This is a genomic window from Amycolatopsis sp. NPDC001319 (assembly GCF_042896185.1).
GTDB lineage: Bacteria > Actinomycetota > Actinomycetes > Mycobacteriales > Pseudonocardiaceae > Amycolatopsis.
In genome coordinates this window covers 773331-793138 of record NZ_JBIAWY010000004.1, presented here as the reverse complement: position 1 = coordinate 793138, position 19808 = coordinate 773331, and the positions used below count along the sequence as shown (strand labels likewise).

The 19808-nt window shown below is 71.2% G+C and carries 14 protein-coding genes; 7 read left to right on the top strand and 7 right to left on the bottom strand.

The window, feature by feature from the left end; genetic code table 11:
- The first annotated feature begins 49 nt into the window (after positions 1-49).
- Together ACFY1H_RS18580 and ACFY1H_RS18575 are read left to right on the top strand one after the other, a co-directional pair.
- Positions 50-802 (top strand): Asp/Glu racemase, encoded by a 753-nt coding sequence (locus ACFY1H_RS18580; RefSeq protein ID WP_366582830.1) that lies wholly within the window; start codon positions 50-52, stop codon positions 800-802.
- Between the two features lie 62 nt (positions 803-864).
- Positions 865-1956 (top strand): alpha/beta hydrolase fold domain-containing protein, encoded by a 1092-nt coding sequence (locus ACFY1H_RS18575; protein ID WP_386947734.1) that lies wholly within the window; start codon positions 865-867, stop codon positions 1954-1956.
- 32 nt (positions 1957-1988) lie between these two features.
- Here the strand turns inward: ACFY1H_RS18575 and ACFY1H_RS18570 are convergent, their stop codons facing one another.
- Both ACFY1H_RS18570 and ACFY1H_RS18565 read right to left on the bottom strand, forming a co-directional pair.
- Positions 1989-2423 carry a YrhB domain-containing protein gene (locus ACFY1H_RS18570; RefSeq protein ID WP_364056956.1) on the bottom strand — a complete coding sequence of 145 codons (435 nt, stop codon included), beginning with the start codon at positions 2421-2423 and terminating at the stop codon, positions 1989-1991.
- 18 nt (positions 2424-2441) lie between these two features.
- Positions 2442-4364, bottom strand: coding sequence for a toxin glutamine deamidase domain-containing protein (locus tag ACFY1H_RS18565; protein ID WP_386947733.1), 1923 nt, complete (start codon positions 4362-4364; stop codon positions 2442-2444).
- 201 nt (positions 4365-4565) lie between these two features.
- On the opposite strand from ACFY1H_RS18565, the gene ACFY1H_RS18560 reads away from it, so the two are divergent.
- On the top strand, positions 4566-5135 hold the full coding sequence (locus ACFY1H_RS18560) for a TetR family transcriptional regulator (RefSeq protein WP_386947731.1): 570 nt from the start codon (positions 4566-4568) through the stop codon (positions 5133-5135).
- Positions 5136-5265: 130 nt separating this feature from the next.
- Here the strand turns inward: ACFY1H_RS18560 and ACFY1H_RS18555 are convergent, their stop codons facing one another.
- The 3 genes from ACFY1H_RS18555 to ACFY1H_RS18545 all read right to left on the bottom strand — a co-directional run bounded on the left by ACFY1H_RS18555 (position 5266) and on the right by ACFY1H_RS18545 (position 10326).
- Positions 5266-6297, bottom strand: coding sequence for an alpha/beta fold hydrolase (locus ACFY1H_RS18555; RefSeq protein WP_386947729.1), 1032 nt, complete (start codon positions 6295-6297; stop codon positions 5266-5268).
- Positions 6298-6458: 161 nt separating this feature from the next.
- Positions 6459-9251, bottom strand: coding sequence for an FAD-binding and (Fe-S)-binding domain-containing protein (locus tag ACFY1H_RS18550; protein ID WP_386947727.1), 2793 nt, complete (start codon positions 9249-9251; stop codon positions 6459-6461).
- 22 nt (positions 9252-9273) lie between these two features.
- Positions 9274-10326: a Glu/Leu/Phe/Val dehydrogenase dimerization domain-containing protein gene (locus ACFY1H_RS18545; RefSeq protein WP_386947726.1), complete on the bottom strand. Its 1053-nt coding sequence runs from the start codon at positions 10324-10326 to the stop codon at positions 9274-9276.
- A gap of 110 nt (positions 10327-10436) precedes the next feature.
- Here ACFY1H_RS18545 and ACFY1H_RS18540 point away from each other — a divergent pair, with 110 nt between their 5' ends.
- Together ACFY1H_RS18540 and ACFY1H_RS18535 are read left to right on the top strand one after the other, a co-directional pair.
- Positions 10437-10901: an Lrp/AsnC family transcriptional regulator gene (locus tag ACFY1H_RS18540; RefSeq protein WP_366582990.1), complete on the top strand. Its 465-nt coding sequence runs from the start codon at positions 10437-10439 to the stop codon at positions 10899-10901.
- A gap of 113 nt (positions 10902-11014) precedes the next feature.
- Positions 11015-11296 carry a hypothetical protein gene (locus tag ACFY1H_RS18535; protein WP_386947725.1) on the top strand — a complete coding sequence of 94 codons (282 nt, stop codon included), beginning with the start codon at positions 11015-11017 and terminating at the stop codon, positions 11294-11296.
- A 63-nt stretch (positions 11297-11359) separates the two neighbouring features.
- Here ACFY1H_RS18535 and ACFY1H_RS18530 read toward each other — a convergent pair whose 3' ends face one another.
- Positions 11360-11986, bottom strand: a complete 627-nt coding sequence (locus ACFY1H_RS18530; RefSeq protein ID WP_386947723.1) for a YigZ family protein — start codon at positions 11984-11986, stop codon at positions 11360-11362.
- A 605-nt stretch (positions 11987-12591) separates the two neighbouring features.
- Between ACFY1H_RS18530 and gltB the strand changes: the two genes are divergently transcribed.
- A complete protein-coding gene (gene gltB, locus ACFY1H_RS18525; protein ID WP_386947721.1) occupies positions 12592-17121 on the top strand; it encodes a glutamate synthase large subunit in 4530 nt (1509 codons plus the stop codon).
- Positions 17114-18565, top strand: a complete 1452-nt coding sequence (locus ACFY1H_RS18520; RefSeq protein ID WP_366582839.1) for a glutamate synthase subunit beta — start codon at positions 17114-17116, stop codon at positions 18563-18565. Before gltB ends, ACFY1H_RS18520 begins: the two co-directional genes overlap by 8 nt.
- 128 nt (positions 18566-18693) lie before the next feature.
- Here the strand turns inward: ACFY1H_RS18520 and ACFY1H_RS18515 are convergent, their stop codons facing one another.
- Positions 18694-19602 carry an ROK family protein gene (locus ACFY1H_RS18515; protein WP_386947719.1) on the bottom strand — a complete coding sequence of 303 codons (909 nt, stop codon included), beginning with the start codon at positions 19600-19602 and terminating at the stop codon, positions 18694-18696.
- Positions 19603-19808 lie beyond the last annotated feature (206 nt).

Sequence of the window (19808 nt, the reverse complement as noted above, 5' to 3'; positions counted from 1 at the left end):
GCATCGTCGAAATCCGGGCCGTCCCCGTGGCCCGTGACCCGAAGGAGCAATGAGCCCGGTGAGTGACTACCGCATCGGCCTGCTGGTGCCGAGTTCCAACACGACGATGGAGACCGAGGTCCCCGAGGTGTTGCGCCGGGTGGCGGCCGCGACCGGCGACCGGTTCACGTTCCACTCCAGCCGGATGCGCATGAACACGGTCAGCGCCGAGGAGCTGGCCAGGATGAACGCCGACGCGGACCGGGCGGTGGTCGAACTGGCCGATGCCCGCATGGATGTGATGGCCTACGCGTGCCTCGTCGCGATCATGGCCCAGGGCCGTGGCGCGCATCGGGAAATCGAGCAGCGCCTCACCCGTACCTCGGCCGAAGCCGGCGACGCCGTCGAGGTCGTGTCCAGCGCCGGAGCGCTGGTCGCCGGCCTGCATCGGCTCGGCGCGCGCAAGGTCTCGCTGATCACGCCCTACCTCAAGCCGCTGACCGCGCGAGTCGTCGACTACATCGAGGGCGAAGGCATCGAAGTGCAGGACGCGATCAGTCTCGAAGTCGACGACAACCTGGCCGTCGGACGCCTCGACCCGTCCCGGCTGCCGGAGATCGCGGGCAGGCTCGACACCCGTGGAGCGGACGCCGTCGTGCTGAGCGCGTGCGTGCAGATGCCCTCGCTGGCGGCGATTCCCGCCGCGGAGAAGGTGGTCGAGCTCCCGGTCGTCACCGCCGCGACCGCCACGTCGTGGCAGGTGCTGTCCGCGCTCGGCGTCCACGTCCCGGTGCCGGCGGCCGGCGCGCTGTTCCGCGACTGACCGAACCCGCACCGCACAAGCACCCGGCCCCGACGCGGGGTCCTCACGAGGAGAAGCGAACGATGACCACATCCCCTACCACGCAGATCCGAGACGGGGCCCCGGGCCGTCTCGGCGATCCCGCTCGGTCGCTCGCGACCGATCCTCGCGTCGACCCCCGGGTCGTCGCGGCACTGGCGCCGTTCGGGGCAGCGGAGCCGGCTTCGCCACCGCCGGTCGGCCCCAGCAGCCCGCGGGCCGAGCTGCTGGAGTTCGCGGAGGGCATGGAATCCGGCACAGAGGCCATGTTCGACGCGCTGATGACGGGGCTGCCCGAGGTCGAAGGAGTCGAGACCGAGACGCTGACGATCACCGCGACCGCCGGGCACACCATCGAGCTGTACGTGACTCGCCCGGTCGGCGTGTCGCACCCGCTGCCCTGCGTCTTCCACCTCCACGGCGGCGGCATGGTCATCGCGTCGGCCGCCAACTCCGCCCACGACCGGTGGCGCCGTGAGCTCGCCGCCACCGGGCTTGTCGTGGTCGGGGTCGAGTTCCGCAACGGCGCCGGCCGGCTCGGCCCACACCCGTTCCCGGCGGGGCTCGACGACTGTGCCGACGGCCTGCGCTGGGTGGCGTCCCGGACGGCGGAGCTGGGCATCTCCCACATCGTGGTAGCCGGAGAGTCAGGCGGTGCCAACCTGGCGCTGGCCCTGACCATCCGCGCCAAGCGAGAGGGTTTTCTCGCGGAGATCTCGGGAGTTCACGCCCAGTGCCCCCACATCCACGGGAAGTGGGGCGAGGACTCCCCGGCGCTGCCGTCGCTGGTGGAGAACGACGGCTACTTCATGAACCGAGCCGCCCTCGCCGCCCTCGCCGAGGTATACGACCCCGGCTTCGCGAACGCCGACGACGCCACGTGCTGGCCCGCCCGGGCGACCGCCGAAGATCTGGCGGACCTGCCGCCGCACGTCATCTCGGTGAACGAGCTCGACCCGCTGCGAGACGAGGGAATCGCCTACCACCGCGCCCTCCTGGCGGCCGGCGTGCAGTCGCGGGCCTGGTTGAACCTGGGTCTGTGCCACACCGGCGAGACGTTGTTCCGCGCCACCATGCCCGACGTGTACGCCGCGACCATCGCCGGCCTCAGCCGCTTCGCACACCTCCTGCGCTGATCCGGCCGCTGCGCCCGGGACGCCGGCGCGAGCTACCGCGGGCCGTCCCCACGGGTGTGCCCGCCGGTGAAGTTCCCTGTCTCCGGGTCGAGGTGCCCGTGCAGCACCTGTTCGTGCACGCCCGGCGGGATGGCCGGCGGCTCGGGCGCGGTCCCGGTCCACTCCCCCAGGTCACCGCCGCCGGCGACGACCTCGTCCAGGAACTCCCGCACCGGCAGCGAAGACGGCGGGAGGAACGCCGGCAACCCGTTGCGCGGCACGGCGATCACGCTCGGGATGCACGCCTTGTCGAAGTCTCCGTCCTCGAGGAACGCCACGCTGTTGAACGGCACGATCCACGCCAGCTCGTGCTCCGACACGAACTCCTCTTCCACGACGAGCCGCCCCACCACGGGGTGGATCAGCTCCGGGCCGACCTGGTCGGCGATGAACCGCGTCGCGATCGCCACGGCGTCCTGTTTCTGCATCTGCTCCGCCTGTCCGAATCAGCCGTTGAAGTGCTGGTCTGCCCTGAGCCAGTCCTGGTAGACGTCGTCGACGCCGGTGCCCGCGCCCGGGTTCGGCCCGGGCACAGCCGGCGGCGGCGGGGCCGCCGGCGGCGCGGCCGGCGGGGGCGTCCACCCGGGCGGCGGGCCCTGCGCGCCGTGCACCGGCGGGTCGTAGCGGAAGTACTGCAGGTTGCGCGGGTCGGTGTCCAGCTTGCCGAGCTTGCCCGACTGCCCGTCGAGGAACACCACGCCCTTGTCCGTGTTGATCACGTTCATCACGTGGGAGCTGCGGTCGTCGCGGTGGACGATCACGTAACCCTTGCTGCCGGGGTGCTCACTGGCCTTGTCGATGACCTGGTCCCAGCTGTCCAGGTCCTCCGGGCGCCCGGCGTTCGGGTTCTTCTGCCGCAACGGGTGGTTCGGCCCGACCGCGGTGCCGATCTGCTGGTCCTCGGGCAGCTTCGGCGCGGGTTTGACCTTGCCGCCGAGCATCTCGTCGACGGACGTGATGGCCAGCGTGCAGTTCTTGCCGTCCTTGGTCGGGTTCAGCTTGTTGAGGTTCGGGTAGTACTTGCTCGCGAAATTGCCCGCGCCGAGGGTATCGGCGTTGATCGACGGCCTGGTCGTGCCACCCGGGCCGGCCGCGGCCTTCACCTTGTTGCCGGGGACGAAAACGCCGCCGACCTTGTTGAAGAACGAGCTGGTGGTGTCGCCGAGGCCGTGCACCGGGGAGTCGAGCGGGTCCGGGCTGCGGGGCGGCGCGGATTTCGGGGTGCCGCCGCCGGTGCCGGACGTGTGCGTGGTGTCGCCCGACTTCGGAGTGCCGCCGCCCGCGCTCGACTTCGCCGTGCCGCCGCCTCCGCCCGACTTCGCCGGCGGGGGCGTGAAGTCGGATCCCGAACCGCTGTAGCCCGAGCCACCCGACGTGTCATCGCCCGCCTTCGCCGCGGGCGGCGGGGGGTAGTCCTTCGGCGCGCCTTCGTAGCCGGACGTCTTGGTCGAGTCGTCCGCGCCCGACTTGCCCGGGGGCGGGGTGTAGTCCTTCGGCGCGCCCTCGTAACCACCGCCGTTGGGCGTGCCGCCTCCGTCGCCACCGGCGGTTTTGACCGGCGGGGCCGTCGGGGTGCCGCTGAGATCCTTCGTCTTCGGCGGCGGGGCGACCTTGCCGCCCTTGAGGCCCTTCAGCGCCTTGCCCGCGTCTTCGAACAGCGTCCCGGCCTTCTTCAGCAGCGGGACCAGTGCTTTGAGGGCCTTGACCAGCTTCGTGACGAGGCCCGTGATCTGCGACGCCGTCTTCGCGACGGCGCTCGCGACCTGCGGGACGACCCACGCCAGGCCGATGCCGAGCGTGAACACCACCTGCAGCGCCCAGCTGATCAAGTGCCCGATGAGCTCGGAGATGATGTCGCGCACGAGCGTCCGGACGGCGGCGACCACCTCACCCGCGGTCTTGACCCCGGACGACGCGCCCTCGGTCCCCTTCTGCGCCGACTGCAGCAGCGTGCCGATGTCCTGCGCGCGCTGCCGGTAGGCGTCCGACGCGGAGCCCGACCACGACTGCAGGTCGGCGTTCACGGCGTCGGTCAGGTCCGAGGCGACGCTGCCGAGCTCCTTGGCGACGTTCGCCCACGTCTCGGACTGGGCCTTGATCTGGTCGGCGTTGCCGGTGAGGCCGTTGAGCGCGTCCTTGAGCGGGCCGACGTGCTCCATGAGCCACGACACACCCGCGGCCAGGATCGCGCCGAACGGGTCCATCGCCACCGACAACGCGTCGAGCGCGGTCCCCACCGCCCCCATCGCGACCGACGCCCAGTCGCCCGACTCGATGGCCGTCGAGAGGTCGTTCGCGGTCTCCAGCAGGGAAATCCCCGAATACGCCTTGGTCGAATCCACGGTCGGCGCAATCAGCGGATTGCTCATGCGGTGTCTCCTCGTGCCCTGAACTCGATCTCATCCCATCACGGCCACGCGGGCGCCGTCGGTTCACCCACCCTGATGTGTCACCGCGCACAAACCCACCCCGAGGAGTGCACGATCGACCCGGCTCGCTCGCGTGCCGCGGCGCCGATGCGCCCTCATCGCGTGCACTGCGGTTAACCTCGTGCGCGAACGGGAGGCGCCATGACCGCAGAATCGCACGCCCGGAAGCGGGACGCCGCCGCGACGAAAGCGGCGCTGCTCGACGCCGCTGAACAGCTCTTCGCCGAGCGCGGCTTCGACCGCACCACCGTGCGCGACATCGCCGGCCGCGCGGGCGCGAACCAGGCGTTGCTGTTCCGCTACTTCGGCAGCAAAGAAGCCCTCTTCGAGTCCGTCATGGCCCGCGGCGGCTTCGCCCAGCTCGAAGCGACCCCGCCCGAGCACCTGTTCACCGAAGCGCTGCGCAGCCTGCTCAAGGACGACTCGGAACGCCGCGATCGCTCGCTGGAGACCTACCTGCGCTCCACCGGCACCGACGGGGCCGGCGCCGCCCTGCGCGACCAGCTCGGCGAGGAGTACGCCCGGGCGCTCGCCTCCCTCACCGACGAGCCCGACGCCGCCCTGCGCGCCGACCTGGCGCTGGCCTGGCTGCTCGGCATCGGCCTCGTCCGCGCGGTCACCCGCAAGGACCCCCTGGCGAGCGCCTCAGCGGAAGACGTGGCCCGGCTGACGGGGCCGGCGGTGCGGACGTTGCTGGAGCGGAGCGAGTAAGCCCGGCGTCAGGACCGCAGCGAGCGGGTCCGGCACGATCACGCGGACGCGGTCGGCGCACCCGGCTTCGCCGCCCTCGGAGGCCCGCCGCCGGGACGTCGGCGTCGGCTGACCGAGTCGGTGCGGCGGATCAGGCGCCCTGCGTGGTGAGCCAGCTGTCGATGGTGCCGGTCGCCAGCGCGGCGGCGGGGCTGAGGGTGAGGGAGTGCGCAGCGCCCGGGATCGCGGCGGCGGTGAAGGACGCGGCAGAGGGGAAGAAGCCGCGCTCGGCCTGGGTGATGGCGGTGGCCGTGGTACAGGCGTGGCCGAGGGCGCCGGCGCAGAAAAGGGTGTCGGCGGCGCCGTTTGCGATGAGGACTGGGGCGGTGACGGCGAAGGAGTTGGTGACGGGCAGGACGCTGAGGGCTTGCACCGCGCCGTCGGCCTCGGTGGCGGAGAGGACCGACTTCGTGGCCTCGTCGTGGGCGACGGCGGAGGCGCTGGCGTTGTCGCCGTCGAAGAGGGTGCGGCGGTGGCCCGGCAGGGTCGTGAGCAGGCCCGCGTCGAGGCCGGCGGTGGGGCCGACCTGGGCATCGAGGATGGCCGGGTGGAGATGCCGGGTGAAGGTCTGCGCGAGGATGTCCGGCGACAGGTGATGGGTCATGCCGGTGAGGACGAGGTAGTCGACGTCGTGGTACGTGCCGGCCTCCGCCATCGTCTCGATGGAGCCGAGTGAGTGGCCGACGAGCGCGACGCGGTCGTACGCGTGCCCGCCGACGGCGCCGTGGCGCAGGGCCGTGATCACCTGGTGCAGCACGGCCGACTCGGTCTCCGCGGTGATCAGCACGGACGGCAGGTGAGCCGACTCGCCGTAGCCGAGCTTGTCGATCGCGAGGGTGGCGTAGCCGGCCGCGGCCGCGGCGGCGGGGACGTCGAACGCCTCGTCCCAGTAGTGCCGGTCGTAAGTCGCGCCGTGGACGAGCAGCTGCACCGTCCGGGGCTGCCGCCCGGCCGGCACGCAATAGGTGCCGTGCACGTGGGCCGACACGACGAGGTCGGCGGTCACCGGGAGGTCGACCTCCGTGCAGCTCTTGGCCGGCTCGGCGGCTGCGGGCGACACCACCACGGCCGTCGCGGCGAGCACCGCCGCGAGAACGAGGCCCACGCGACGGGCGGCGTTCATGAGAACCTTCTTCTGTTGCGCGACAAGGGATTCCAGCCACCCGAGCTTAAGCGGGGAACCCGTCGCGCGACCTGCGGCAGAGGACACAACGGCCGAGACGCTGCCCGGCTGTCACCGGCTCGACACGCCGAGGAATAAATCCGCGTGCCGCCCACGATCGGCTAACGCAGTGCTCGCCGCAGCAGTTCCGCCAGGTGCACGGCTTGGCGGCCGGATTCCTGCTCGATCTGCGTGCGGCAGCTGAACCCGTCGGACAGGACCACAGTGGACTCCGCGGCCTCCCGCACGGCCGGCAGCAGGCGGTCCTCCGCCACGGCCTTGGACACGTCGTAGTGCCCCTTCTCGAACCCGAAGTTGCCGGCCAGCCCGCAGCAGCCCGAGTCCAGCGTCGTGTTGCGCACGCCCGCCGCCGCCATGGCCGCTTCGTCGGCGGCGAAGCCGAGCACGGCGTGCTGGTGGCAGTGGACCTGCGTGATCGTCTCGACGTCGAGCGACACCTCCAGCGGCTTCGGCGCGTCGGCCAGCAGCTCGGCGAACGTCCGCGTCCGCGAGGCCAGCAGCTCGCCGACGGGGTCGCCGGGCAGCAGCGCCGCCAGGTCGCCGCGGAACAGCGCCGTGCAGCTCGGTTCCAGGCCCGCCACCTCGTAGCCGGCTTCGAGGTACGGCCGCAGCACGGTCAACGTCCGCTGCAGCACGCGTTTGGCCACGTCCAGCTGTCCCGTCGACACCCACGTCAGTCCACAGCAGACACCGCGGTCGGGCAGGACCACGTCGTAACCGGCCGCCGTGAGCACCTCGGTCGCGGCTTCGAGCACGTCCGGCGTGAGGTAGTTGTTGAACGAGTCCGGCCACAGCACCACCCGCCGCTCGCCCGTCGCCCAGCGGCGCAGGTCGCGGCGGGCCCGCGTGAACGGCACGGTCGCGAACGAAGGCAGGTCGCGTTCCGGCGCGATACCGCCGAGCTTCTTCAACGGCGTCGCGGCCCAGCGGCGGCGGGAGAAGAAGTTCGCCACCCGCGGCGCCAGCGACACCGCGCGCAGCCACATCGGCAGCCAGCCCATCGAGTAGTGCGACGCCGGCCGCCGTCGCCCGCGGTAGTGCTGGTGCAGGAATTCGGCCTTGTAGGTGGCCATGTCGACGTCCACCGGGCAGTCGGACAGGCAGCCCTTGCACGACAGGCACAGGTCGAGCGCCTCGGCGACCTCCTCCGACGCCCAGCCGTCCTTGATCACCTCGCCGTTCACCATCTCGGCCAGCAGATGTGCACGTCCGCGCGTGGAGTGCCGTTCTTCGCGCGTCGCGCGGTAGCTCGGGCACATCACGCCACCACCGCTGGTGTTGCGGCATTTCCCGACGCCGACGCAGCGGCGCATCGCCTGGCCGAAGCTGCCGCGGTCCTCGGGGTAACCGAGCACCGTCACGTCTTCGAGCGCCAGCGGCGCGCGGCGCACGCGCAGGTCCGCGTCCACCGGCCGCGGGTCCACGATGATGCCGGGGTTCATCCGGCCGTCCGGGTCGAAGATCCCCTTGAACCGAGCGAACAACGCCATCATCTCCGGGCTGTACATGCGGCCCAGCAATTCCGACCGCGCCTGCCCGTCGCCGTGTTCCCCCGACAGCGATCCGCCGTGCGCGGCGACGAGATCCGCGGCCTGCTCCAGGAACTTCCGGAACTGCGCCTTGCCCGGCGTGGAAAGCAGGTCGAAGTCGAGCCGCAGGTGCAGACAGCCCTCGCCGTAGTGGCCGTAGACCACACTGCGGCGACCGTGCTCACGCATCAGCTCCTTGAACCCCCGCAGGTACGAGCCGAGCTGCTCGGGCGGCACCGCGGCGTCCTCCCAGCCGGGCCAGGCTTCCGCGCCGTCGGCCAGCCGCGTGGCCAGCCCCGCGCCTTCCTCACGGATCCGCCACAGCCGGCGCTGCGCCGCGGGATCGTCCAGCACCACCGAACCCGTGAGCGCGCCGCCCAGCGAAGCCGCCAGCTCCCGCGCCCGCGCAGCCGCTTCGGCCGGCGACGAACCCGCCAGCTCCACGAAAAGCCATGCTCCGCCGGGAGGAAGTCCTTGCGCCCGCCCGGGTTCCAGCATCGCGACGAGCTCCGCGTCCACGCCCTCGACGGTCAGCGGCGACCACGGCAGGATCCCCGGCACCGCGTCGGCCGCGTCGATGTCGGACGGAAAACCCAGCACCGCCAGCACCCGGTGCTTCGGCAGCTCGGCGAGCGCCACGGTCGCCCCCAGCACCGTCACGCACGTGCCCTCGCTGCCGACCAGTGCCTTGGCGACGTCGAACCCGTTCTCCGGCAGCAGGTGCTCCAGCCCGTAACCGGACACCCGCCGGGAGAAGCTGGACAGCTCGGTGCGCAGCACGGCGAGGTTGTCGCGCACCAGCGAACGCAACTCGGTGAACACCCGTCCCTCGGTGCCCGGCCGCGCCGCTCGGGCGTCCACTTCGGACGGTGACGTCGGCCCGACCGTGAGCCGCGTGCCGTCGTACAGCAGCACGTCGAGCTCCCGCACGACGTCGACGGTCCGGCCCCACGCCACGGAGTGCGAACCGCAGGCGTTGTTGCCGATCATGCCGCCGATCGTGCACCGGCTGTGCGTGGACGGGTCCGGCCCGAACCGCAGCCCGTGCGGCGCGGCGACGGCCTGCAGGTCGTCGAGCACCGTGCCGGGCGCCACGCGCGCGAGCCGCGTTTCGGGATCGATCCACTCGACCCCGCGCACGTGCCGTGACGTGTCGACCACGATCCCCGGCCCGCACGAGTTGCCGGCGACACTCGTGCCCCCGCCGCGCGGCACCAGCGGCGCCCCGCGCTCCCGCGCGGCCGTCACGGCAGCGACCACTTCGTCCACCGTCTCCGGCAGCACCACGCCGAGCGGCACGTGGCGGTAGTTCGACGCGTCGGTGGTGTAGAGCGCCAGCGTGGCGGTGTCGCTGAGGATTCGCACGCCCTCCATTCAAGACAACGCCTCAGCCGGCGGTCGGACGCACCCCTGAAATCCGGCGCCGGGTCAGCGCGGCGGCCTCGGCGAGCGGAGTGGTGCCGTGCTCGGCGGAATCGGACAACAAGCGCGAGACCACGTCGCCGATCCCCGCCACCCGCGCGGCCGCCGCGGCGTGGTCGAGCCCCTCGATCTCGCGCGCCACCGTGTAGACGACCCCGCCGGCACTCGCGACGTAGTCGGGCACCCAGGTCACCCCCCGGGCCGCGAGCGCGTCGGCGACATCGTCGGACACGAGCTGGTTGTTGGCCGGGCCGACGACCAGCGGCGCCGCGAGCGCCGTGTCCGCGGCGAGAACCCCACCCACGGCGGCGGGCACCACGACGTCGGCGGGGCGGGCCAGCGCCTCGCCCGGCTCGGCCCAGCCGTACCCGAGCCACCGGGCGTCCTCGCGGGCGCGCGGGTCGACGTCCGACACGACCACGTCCGCGCCGGCTTCCGCCAGCCCCAGGGCGAGGGGCCGGCCGACGGCACCGAAACCCGCCACGACAACGCGGCGGCGGGCCAGGTCCGCGGCGCCGAAAACCGCCGTCACCGCGGCTCGCAGCGCGGCGAGCACCCCGTCGGCGGTCGGGCCGCTCGACGAGCCGATGCCGCCGGCGGACTCGGGGAGGCAGAACACATGCCGGGTCCCCTCGCGCAGGACCAGCATGTCCTCGGGCCCGGTACCGACGTCGGGGCCGGCCAGGTAGGCACCGTCGAGCGACTCGATCAGCTCGGCGTGGTCGAGCAGCACCGCGCGACGCTCGGCGGGGGTCAGGCGCTGTCCCTGCTCCAGCGCGATCACGCTCTTGGCGCCGCCGATCGCCAGGCCCGCCACCGCGCACTTGGCCGACATCGCGGCCGAGAGCCGCAGGACGTCCCGCTCGGCCTCGTCGAGGCTCGGGTACTGCCGCATCCGGCAGCCGCCGGCGGCCGGGCCGAGCACCGTCGAGTGGATCGCGACCATCGTGGTCACTCCGGAGCGGCGGCCACGCCGGACGGCGAGGCGTTCGTGGTCCCAGGGCAGCCGTTCGGTCATCACGGATCCTTTCGGAGGAAGGTCACTGATCAGCGCCGAACGTAAGCTGATGAGCGCCGATCCGACCGGTCCGGCGAACGAAATTCGGCAGCCGAAGGGACGTGAGCGTGGTGGACGAACTTGATTCGGCGATCGTGCGGCACCTGCAGGAGGACGCTCGCCAGACCAACCGGGACATCGCCCGCAAAGTCGGGATCGCTCCGTCGACCTGCCTGGAGCGCACGCGGCTGCTGCGCGAACGCGGGGTGATCCGCGGCTACCACGCCGACGTCGACCTGCCGAGCCTCGGCCGCGGCGTGCAGGCGATGGTCTCGGCACAGGTCCGTCCGCTCAGCCGCACGGTGATCGACTCGTTCCAGCACTCGATGACGCGGCTGCCCGAGGTGCTCTCGGTGTTCGTCGCGGCCGGCAGCGACGATTTCCTCATCCACGTGGCGGTGCGCGACATCGACGAGCTGCACGCGTTCCTCACCGACCGGCTGGCGCTGCGCAAGGAAGTGGTCGGGTTCCGCTCGTCGATCATCTTCCGGCACCTGCGCAAGACCACTGTGGAGCCACTGCCGGTGACCCCTTGAAAGTCGCGACATCACCCCAGAGAACACGTGAAATGCACGACATCGGGTCTTCTCCGACGGAAACTGTCGGTGGTCCGGGTTCTACTGGAGCAGCGAAGGAAGGAGGCACCGCGATGCCGGATGAACAGTCGGGCGAGCTGAACCACCGCGAGCGGGCCACCCTGAGAGCCGTCGCATCGGGGCGGGCCGAGATCAGCTGCAGCTGCGAGCCAGACCTGTTCGTCGACGGGTTGAGCTGCTGCGACCAGGCCACCACCCGTCGCCTCGTGCGGCGCGGGTTCATCGAGGCCGCGGCCGAAGGGCCGTGCGGCGAACTGGTGCTGGCCGTGCTGACCGCGGCCGGGATGGTGGCGCTCAACGAAGCCACGCGCTCCGGAGCGGTCACGGCCGCCTGAGCCGGGTCGCGCACCGAGCGCGATTCCTGGCGCCCCACGGCGGTTCCGCACCGGAGGCGCCCGTCAGGAACGCACCCATTCCTCCCCGAGTTCGACAGCCTCCGCCGTCCCGCCGGTCAGATCGGCGAGCCAGGCGGCGAACGCCGGTTCCTCGCCGGGAGCCAGGCCGACCTCGAAGTGCGCCGACGCCTCGAACCGGGTGTCGTGCAACACATACGGCGAAGCACGCAGGTCGTTCTCCAGCCGGCCCGAGCGGGTGTAGTCCACCTCGACGTCGAACAGCAGCAGGCGCCGGTACTCGACCACGGCCGCGGCGTCCAGCGCGTCGGACACCGCCTGGCCGTAGGCACGGATCAAACCTCCCGCACCGAGCAGCACGCCACCGAAGTACCGCGACACCACGGCGACCGTGTCGGTCACCTCGCGGCGGCGCAGCACCTCCAGCATGGGGACGCCCGCGGTGCCGGCGGGTTCGCCGTCGTCGCTGGAGCGCTGGGTGCGGCCGTCCGCGCCGAGCACGAAGGCGTGGCAGTGGTGGCGCGCCGCCGGTTCGGCCTTGCGCCGGGCCGCGATCACGGCCCGCGCCGCGGCCTCGTCGCCCACCGGAGCGAGCGCGCAGAGGAACCGGGAGCGCTTGATCTCGATCTCGTGCAGTACCGGGCTCGCCACGGAGAGATAACGATCAGCCATCGACGGTTCGCCTCATCGGTCCAGTCAACCAGCTCCACCCGCGGCACAAGCCGCGACCCGCGCAGGCGTTTATGCAGGTCAGCGAGGCTACTGACCAGTGGCCGGGAGACGTGGCCCGACATATGGGCATACCCCGGGGGCCGTCAACGTAAGCGTGGCATTTCCCACCCGGGCGCAACGACATATGTCGAACACAGCGAATTCACACTATCGTCATAAGACCCGGAGAACCCGGGAGTAACACCACGCGCCCGGCCGGCCCCCCACCACACAGGCTGACCGAACGGCGCGTGCGCAGTCGCAGCGAACCGCTGCACCACCGAAAAGACTGCTGCACCGACGAGAACAACAGCGCTGCCCGTCAGAGATCACACTGGCGGAGAACGCAGCGCTGACGTAACTTGTGGCCGCCCAGTGCCGTGCGGCTGTATACCCGGAACCGCCCCTGCCGCAGCCCGGTCGATGTCGACCGAGCCGGCTTCCAGGGCGGTTCCCCCTTCTCGACTGACCATCGCGGTTCCGGACCACTTCGTTAACCGGTTCAGTGTCGAACCACCCGATGGAGTGAGTACCGGTCGCGCCAACGCCTTGGGAGGCGGCCAGCCGTGACCCACCGTTCCACTGCCGGTTCGACCGGTTTGTACGACCCCGCGTATGAGCACGACGCCTGCGGAGTCGCCTTCGTCGCCGATCTCGCCGGTCGCCGAGATCATCAGATCGTGGCGAAAGCCCTGGTCGCACTGCGGAACCTGGAGCATCGCGGGGCGCGCGGCGCCGAACCCGACACCGGCGACGGCGCCGGACTGCTGATCCAGGTGCCCGACGCGTTCTTCCGCGAGGTCGTGGACTTCCCGCTGCCCGAAGAGGGCGCGTACGCCGTCGGCACCGCCTTCCTGCCCCGCGACGAGAAGCGCCGCGGGCGGGCCATGACCACCATCGAGCGGATCGCCGCCGAGGAGGACATGCGCGTGGTCGGCTGGCGCGAGGTGCCCGTGGACACCGCGCACTGCGGGCCCACCGCCGCCGAGACGCGGCCGCACTTCACGCAGCTGTTCCTGGCCGGGCGCCGGCACAACCGCGACGGCCTCGGGCTGGAGCGGTCGGCCTTCTGCGTGCGCAAGCGCGCCGAGCACGAGCTGGCCGAGGACGACGTGTACTTCCCGTCGCTGTCCTCGCGCACGATCGTCTACAAAGGAATGCTCACCGAGGACCAGGTCGAGCGGTTCTTCCTCGACCTGACCGACGAGCGTGTGACGAGCGCCATCGGCCTCGTGCACTCCCGCTTCTCCACCAACACCTTCCCGTCGTGGCCGCTCGCGCACCCGTACCGCTACGTGGCGCACAACGGCGAGATCAACACCCTCAAGGGCAACCGCAACTGGATGGACGCCCGCGAGGCGCTGCTGGAGACGGACCTCATCCCCGGCGACCTCAAGCGCATCTACCCCGTCATCACGCGCGGCGCGAGCGACTCCGCCTCGTTCGACGAGGTGCTCGAACTGCTGCACCTCGGCGGCCGTTCGCTCCCGCACTCGGTCCTCATGATGATTCCCGAGGCCTGGGAGAACCACCAGGAAATGGACCCCGCGCGCCGCGCCTTCTACGAGTTCCACTCCACGCTCATGGAGCCGTGGGACGGACCGGCGCTGGTGGCGTTCACCGACGGCGCGCAGATCGGCGCGGTCCTCGACCGCAACGGCCTGCGCCCCGGCCGCTACTGGGTCACCGACGACGGCCTCGTCGTGCTCGCCTCCGAAGTCGGTGTGCTCGAACTGGACCAGTCGACGATCGTGCGCAAGGGCCGGCTGGAGCCGGGCCGCATGTTCCTCGTCGACACCGTCGAGGGCCGGATCATCGAGGACGAGGAGATCAAGGGCGAGCTCGCCACCGCGCACCCGTACGACGAGTGGGTGGAGAACGGCCTGCTGCGCCTGGAAGAACTCCCCGAGCGCGACCGCGAGGTGCCGCTGCACGCCGCGCTCGTGCGGCGTCAGCAGTCCTTCGGCTACACCGAGGAAGAGCTCGAGACGATCCTCGAACCGATGGCCCGCACCGGCGCGGAGCCGATCGGCTCGATGGGCAACGACTCCCCGCTCGCGCCGCTGTCGTCGGGTTCGCGGCCGTTGTTCGACTACTTCATCCAGCTCTTCGCGCAGGTCACGAACCCGCCGCTGGACTCGATCCGGGAAGAGCTGATCACGGCGCTCGGCACGCAGGTCGGCGCCGAACCGAACCTGCTCGTGGCCGACGCGGCTTCGTGCCGGCGCATCGTGCTGCCGTTCCCGGTGCTGGACAACGACCAGCTCGCCAAGCTGGTGCACGTCAACGACGACGGAAACCTGCCCGAGTTCCAGGCCGTCACGGTGCTCGGCCGCTACAACGTCCACGGAGGCGGCGAAGCGCTCGTGCAGCGGCTCGACGAGATCCGGGCCGAGGTGTCGGAGGCCATCGAGGACGGCGCGCGGCTGATCGTGCTGTCCGACCGCGGTGTCGACGAAAACCACGCGGCCATCCCGTCGCTGCTGCTGACCGGTGCCGTGCACCACCACCTCGTGCGGGAGAAGACGCGTACGCAGGTGGGCCTCATCGTCGAGGCCGGCGACGCGCGCGAGGTGCACCACATCGCGCTGCTGGTCGGCTACGGCGCGGCCGCGGTCAACCCGTACCTCGCGATGGCGACGGTCGAGGAGATGGCCCACCAGGGCCTGATCCCGGGCGTCACGGCGAAGCAGGCGACCGCGAACCTGATCAAGGCACTCGGCAAGGGCGTGCGCAAGACGATGTCCAAAATGGGCGTCTCGACGGTCGCGTCCTACACCGGTGCGCAGATCTTCGAAGCCGTCGGCCTGGGTGCCGACATCGTCGACACCTGTTTCACCGCCACCACCTCGCGGCTGGGCGGCGTCGGGTTCGACACCATCGCCGACGAGGTCGAGCAACGCCACCGCCGCGCGTTCCCGGCCGACGGCGTACGCGCGAGCCACCGGGAGCTGGAGACCGGCTCGGACTACCAGTGGCGCCGCGAAGGCGAGCCGCACCTGTTCAACCCGCAGACGGTGTTCAAGCTCCAGCACTCCACGCGCAGCGGGAAGTACGAGGTCTTCAAGGAGTACACGAAGGCCGTCAACGACCAGTCCGAGAAGCTGCAGACGCTGCGCGGGCTGTTCGACTTCAAGACCGGCGAACGCCCGCCCGTGCCGATCGAGGAGGTCGAACCCGTCTCGGAGATCGTGAAGCGCTTCGCGACCGGCGCCATCTCCTACGGCTCGATCTCGATGGAGATGCACCAGACGCTGGCGATCGCGATGAACCGCCTCGGCGGCAAGTCCAACACCGGCGAGGGCGGCGAGGACGCCGAACGGCTCTACGACCCCGAACGCCGCTCCGCGGTCAAGCAGGTCGCTTCCGGCCGCTTCGGTGTCACGAGCGAGTACCTCGTGAACGCCGACGACATCCAGATCAAGATGGCGCAGGGCGCGAAGCCCGGCGAGGGCGGGCAGCTGCCCGGCGCGAAGGTGTACCCGTGGATCGCGAAGACGCGGTACTCGACGCCGGGCGTCGGCCTCATTTCGCCGCCGCCGCACCACGACATCTACTCGATCGAGGACCTCGCCCAGCTGATCCACGACCTCAAGAACGCCAACCCGGCCGCGCGCATCCACGTGAAGCTCGTGTCCGAGGTCGGCGTCGGCACGGTCGCGGCGGGCGTGTCCAAGGCGCACGCCGACGTGGTGCTCATCTCGGGCCACGACGGCGGCACGGGTGCCTCGCCGCTGTCGTCGATCAAGCACGCGGGCGGTCCGTGGGAGCTGGGCCTGGCCGAGACACAGCAGACGCTGCTGGCCAACCGGCTGCGCGACCGCATCGTGGTGCAGACCGACGGCCAGCTCAAGACCGGCCGCGACGTCGTGATCGCCGCCCTGCTCGGCGCCGAGGAGTTCGGCTTCGCGACCGCGCCGCTGGTGGTTTCGGGCTGCATCATGATGCGCGTGTGCCACCTCGACACCTGCCCGGTGGGCGTCGCGACGCAGAACCCCAAGCTGCGCGAGAAGTTCAGCGGCAAGGCCGAGTACGTGGTGAACTTCTTCGAGTTCATCGCGCAGGAGGTGCGGGAGTACCTGGCGGAGCTGGGTTTCCGGTCCATCGCCGAGGCCGTGGGTCATGCCGAGATGCTCGACAAGCGCAAGGCCGTGGAGCACTGGAAGGCGGCCGGGCTCGACCTGTCGCCGATCTTCCACGTGCCGGAGCTGGCCCCGCGCGCGGCGCGCCACCAGACCGTGAAGCAGGACCACGGGCTCGACAAGGCATTGGACAACACGCTGATCCAGCTCGCGGAGGGCGCGCTTTCCTCGGGTGACAAGGTGCGGCTGGAACTGCCGGTGCGCAACGTCAACCGCACCGTCGGCACGATGCTGGGCTCGGAGCTCACGAAGAAGTGGGGCGGCGAGGGCCTGCCGGACGACACGATCGACGTGACGTTCACCGGCACCGCGGGCCAGTCCTTCGGCGCGTTCGTGCCGAAGGGCATCACGCTGCGGCTCATCGGCGACGGCAACGACTACGTCGGCAAGGGTCTCTCGGGCGGACGGCTGATCGTGCGGCCGCCGAAGGAGGTCTCGTTCGCGGCGGAGGAGCACATCATCGCGGGCAACGTGATCGCCTACGGCGCCACGAGCGGCGAGATCTTCATCCGCGGCAAGGTCGGCGAACGGTTCTGCGTGCGCAACTCGGGCGCGCTGGCCGTCGTCGAGGGCGTGGGCGACCACGGCGGCGAGTACATGACGGGCGGGCGCATGGTGGTGCTCGGCGGCGTCGGGCGCAACTTCGCGGCCGGTATGTCCGGCGGCATCGCCTACGTGCTCGACCTGCCGGCGCACCGCGTGAACCCGGAGATGGTCGACATCGACCCGCTCGACGCCGACGACACCGACTTCCTGCGCGAGACCGTGGAGAAGCACTACAACGAGACGGAGTCCGCTGTGGCGCGCGAGCTGCTCGCCGACTGGGACGCCGCCGTCGACCGGTTCGGCAAGGTCATGCCGAAGGACTACAAGCGCGTGCTCGCCGCTCAGGTTCAGGCCGAGCGTGATGGGCGCGACGTGAACGAGGCGATCATGGAGGCCGCACATGGCTGACCCCAAGGGCTTTCTGACCACCACCCGGGAAGAACCGAAGCGCCGTCCGGTGGATCTGCGGCTGATGGACTGGCGTGAGGTCTACGAGGACTTCGCGTCGACCAAGCTGGAGAAGCAGGCCGGGCGGTGCATGGACTGCGGTATCCCCTTCTGCCACCAGGGTTGTCCGCTCGGGAACCTGATTCCCGAGTGGAACACCTTGGTGTGGCGGGAAGACTGGCGCGAGGCGGCCGAGCGGCTGCACGCGACCAACAACTTCCCGGAGTTCACCGGCACGCTGTGCCCGGCGCCGTGCGAGACCGCGTGCGTGCTCGGCATCAACGACGACCCGGTGACGATCAAGCGCGTCGAGATCTCCATCATCGACCGGGCCTTCGCCGAAGGCTGGGTCACGCCGCAGATCCCGGTGGCGAAGACGGGCAAGAAGGTCGCCGTCGTCGGGTCGGGGCCGTCCGGGCTCGCCGCGGCGCAGCAGCTCACGCGAGCAGGCCACAGCGTGGTGGTCTACGAGCGGGCCGACAAGATCGGCGGGCTGCTGCGCTTCGGCATCCCGGAGTTCAAGATGGAGAAGTTCCGCCTCGACCGCCGGCTCGACCAGATGCGGGCCGAGGGCACGGAGTTCCGGACGTCGGTGAACGTCGGCGTGGACGTCACCGTCGAGGAGCTGCGCGCGAACCACGACGCGGTGGTGCTCGCCGGCGGCGCGACCGCGTGGCGCGACCTGCCGATCGACGGCCGCGAGCACGACGGCATCCTGCAGGCGATGGAGTTCCTGCCGCCGGCCAACCGCGTCGCCTCGGGTGATCTGGAGGAGGTCGAGTACTCCGCCGAGGGCCTGGACGTCGTGGTCATCGGCGGCGGCGACACGGGCGCGGACTGCGTCGGCACGGCCCACCGCCAGGGCGCTCGCTCCGTGACCCAGCTGGAGATCATGCCGCGGCCGCCGGAATCCCGTTCGGACGCGCACCCGTGGCCGACGTACCCGATGATCTACCGCGTCAGCTCGGCCCACGAGGAGGGCGGCGAGCGCCTGTATTCGGTGAACACGCAGGAGTTCGTGGCCGACGCCGACGGCCGCGTCCGCGCGCTCCGCCTGGTGGAGGTGCGCAACGAGGGCGGCAAGTTCGTGCCCGTCGAAGGCACCGAGACCGAGCTGCCCGCGCAGCTCGTGCTGCTGGCCATGGGTTTCGTCGGCCCGCAGCAGTCGGGCCTGCTGGAAGACCTCGGCGTCGACCTCGACCAACGCGGCAACGTCGCGCGCGACAAGGACTTCCGCACGAGCGTCGACAACGTCTTCGTCGCCGGCGACATGGGCCGCGGCCAGTCGCTGATCGTCTGGGCCATCGCCGAGGGCCGCTCCTGCGCCGCCGGCGTCGACGCCTTCCTCACCGGCCGGGCCTTCCTCCCGGCCCCGATCGCGCCGACCGACCGGCCGATCTCCTGACCCCGTGGTGGGCGCACCAGCGTTGCTGCGCCCGCCACGACCCCTCCCGGGCTGCGGGCGGGTGCGGCAACGGCGCCGCACCCGCCCGTTTTCGGGCGCGGGCCCGCGCGGCCGCACGCGGCGAGCCGTCAGCGGTCGTGCAGCCGGTCCAGCGCCAGGAGTCCGGCGCCCAGCCGTCCGGCCTCGTCACCCAGCGAAGCCACCCGCAGTTCCGGCATCCGCTGGAAAGTCAGCGCCGAAGCCAGGTAGTCGCGCACCGGGTCGAGCACGTAGTCGGCCGCGGTGAACAGGCCGCCGCCGAGCACGATCACCTCCGGCGCGAGCAGCGTCAGCAACGTCCGCAGGCCGTGGCCGAGGCCGTCGAGCGCGTCGGACACCACGGCGACCGCGGCTTCGTCACCGTGGCGCGCGGCGTCGACCACGGGCTGCGCGCCGTCGGCCGGGCGACCGGTCCGTTCGGTGTAGCGGCGCGCGATGGCCGACGCCGAGGAGATCGCCTCCAGACAGCCCGTGGCGCCGCAGCCGCAGACGATGCGGTGGCCCACGTCGATGTGACCGACCTCACCGGCCAGCCCGTGGGCCCGGTAGAGGCGCCCGTCGAGCAGCAGGGCGGCCGCGATGCCCGTGCCGATGGCGACGAACGCCGCGTCGGTGCAGCCCTTCCCCGCGCCCACACGGAACTCCGCCAGCCCACCGGCGCTCACGTCGTGGCCGAACGCCACCGGCAGTCCCAGGCGGTTCTCCAGCAGGTCGCCGAACGGGACATCGCGCCAGTCGAGGTTGGCCGAGAACCGGGCGACGCGCGCCTCTTCGTCGACGATGCCCGGCACCACGACCCCGACGGCGCCCGGCGAACCCGTGCCGGCCTGTTCCGCGAGCGAGGAAACGATCTCGGCCACCTGCTCGGCCAGCGCCGTTCCGTCCGCGCTCTTCGCCGTGGGTACCCGGGTCGTCGCGAGCGCGTTGAGGTCCGCGTCGAGCAGGGCCGCCTTCACGGTCGTGCCGCCCACGTCCAATGCCGCCACCAATTCAGCCATGCCGCGATTGTCACATCGAGCACCTCACATCGATGTGACATTGACTGGCGGTAGCACAGCAACCTACGCTCGGTCAGCCAGACGACGAGTTCGGAACGCGGTGAGAATCCGCGCGGTCGCGCCACTGTGACCCCTCGAAGCACTTTCGGGGGGAAGCCAGACCCGGACCCGTCGTACCGCTCCCGATAGGCCGCGAAAAGCCCGAG